Genomic DNA, 2,051 nt, shown 5'->3' with positions numbered 1-2,051 from the left:
CAATGTCGCGCTGATGGTGCGGCTTTCTTTACGGGATGCACCGATTTATTAACGTTTCTTTGCATGGATGAACATGGACTGTGACCTTGTAGTGGCACAGCTCTTAACACGCCTCAGTCATTGGTAAGAATTCATTTCGACATCGATTACCGATGCCGGTCGCTGCCAGAATATCGAATCATCGACACTGGCGTTTATGGTGGTTCCGGGCAGCATGGCATCGAGCAAGCTGCCTGACCCGACTTCATATCCCATCGAACCTCAAGGTACTCAGACCGACGCAATGATTTGCGCCGGCGGGGATTTCTTTTTCTTTGATTTTTGCGAATCCGGCCGTCGTCGCGATGACGTCCATGTTGGAAAGATTTTATGCCCCACCACCCCGACTTCCATCTCTACCACGCTCACGTAAAAGATAGGTAACCACGATGGCGACACGCGAAGCATTGTCCATTATCAAGGCTGCACGGGCAGGGGAATCCAAGGCCCAATTGGCATTGGGAAGCCGATACCTTTATGGCGGCATCGGCCTGCCCAGAAACAATGGCACCGCATTCTATTGGTTGGAGCGGGCGGCGCAACAAGGAGTGGATGATGCCTGGATGATGATAGGGCGGAACATCTCCTATGAGCAGGTAAAGAGCTTGTCTTCCCCACGCGAAGCCGCGGTATGGTACGAAAAGGCATTCGACGCCGGTATTGCGCATGCCGGACTCACGTTTGCCCGCCTGGTTTTGGAACATGCGGAGCAGTTCGACGACGACAGTCACGCAAGGGCAATCGGCGCCTTGTCTTTGCTCGCCGGCAAAGATAACCATCAGGCGCAGTGGCTGCTTGCACAGCAAATGCAGATGCGCAGTCAGGACAGGGAAAGCGGCGTCGACAGCAACGTGAAGGCGGAGCTGCCTGATAGTTTCCTCAAGCTTGAGGAACGATTGCTCTCGGAGGCAGCGCGCGCAGGCATTGAACAAGCGCAATATGCCTTGCTGGATAAGGCCTGGAAAAAATCCGATTACGCGGGTTTTTCCCGTGGTGCTGTCGCGCTGATCGGGAAGTTGTTGCAGCGGAATGCTGCCGCGGTGGCGCAAATGGAAAAGGATGTGGATGTCACCAGCGGCATATTCCTGTCAGCCGAGGAGTCGACCCTGCTGCTGCGATTTGCACAATGGCGCCTGCAGGCGAAGACGCCGGATCTCGCCGAGATCAGACACCTTCTGGAATTGGCCGCCCTGGCCGGCAACGTCGAGGCACGGCTTGAGCTCGGTCTGCTCCATGCAAAGATGGACCGCAATGGCAACAGGGTGTTCATGGAACATGGCCTGGCAAACTTCAAGAAGGCGCTCAACTGGCTCACCCTTGCCGGCGATGGCGGCTCGGCTTTGGCATGGCATGCGCTGGCCAGAATCCATTCGCGTTCGATCTATTCGCAGCGTAATCTGAATGTCGCTTTGCAATACCTGGAGAAAGCTGCCGACATGGGTCTGCTGGAAGCGCAATATGCGTTCGCGCAGATCTCATGGAGAAACCGCCGCGACGATCAGCTCAATGATGTCAGGGCGCTTTATTGGTGGCGAAAGGCGGCGGAGCAAGGCGATGAGAACGCCAGGGCTGCCCTGAAAGAATTTTCGGTTGAGGCGAGCCCCCATATCTGGGCAACGCATGCAATGGCTCACTTGAACGATAAATTCAGGAACGCGAATCCATTTCTGAGTGCACGGCTTGAATTGGCCGCGACGTTTGGCTTGAGCAAACCGGAAGCCTTGCTGATCGATGTCAAGAATGCCGACTATGGCCATTGCCTGGTCGTTGACATTTGCGGCTACTACGCAAGGAGCAAGCGGCGCCTGGTGTCCATCGAAACCGAGGCGCAACGTTCCGTTTTGAACCGTATCAGCCGCCTGTTCAGCGACGTCGACTGCAGTTTCAGCGGCCTTGAGGGAAATTATCGACAACGCAAATATCGTCTAAAAACAGCATTTTCAGAAATCGGTTGTCTATCGCTTGCGTAAGCATGATCCCGTAAAGAAATCCGCACCATCAGCGCGACATTG

At 54.9% G+C, this 2,051-nt stretch carries 1 protein-coding gene; it reads left to right on the top strand.

The window, feature by feature from the left end; all coding sequences use genetic code 11:
* The first annotated feature begins 428 nt into the window (after positions 1-428).
* Entirely contained in the window at positions 429-2,009 is a 1,581-nt protein-coding gene (locus PMI16_RS00030; protein WP_007875155.1) for a tetratricopeptide repeat protein, read from the top strand.
* Positions 2,010-2,051 lie beyond the last annotated feature (42 nt).

This window comes from Herbaspirillum sp. CF444 (assembly GCF_000282135.1).
Taxonomy (GTDB): Bacteria; Pseudomonadota; Gammaproteobacteria; order Burkholderiales; family Burkholderiaceae_D; genus Herbaspirillum.
The sequence above is the reverse complement of the archived record's forward strand: the minus strand, read 5'-3'. Positions and strand labels throughout refer to the sequence as shown.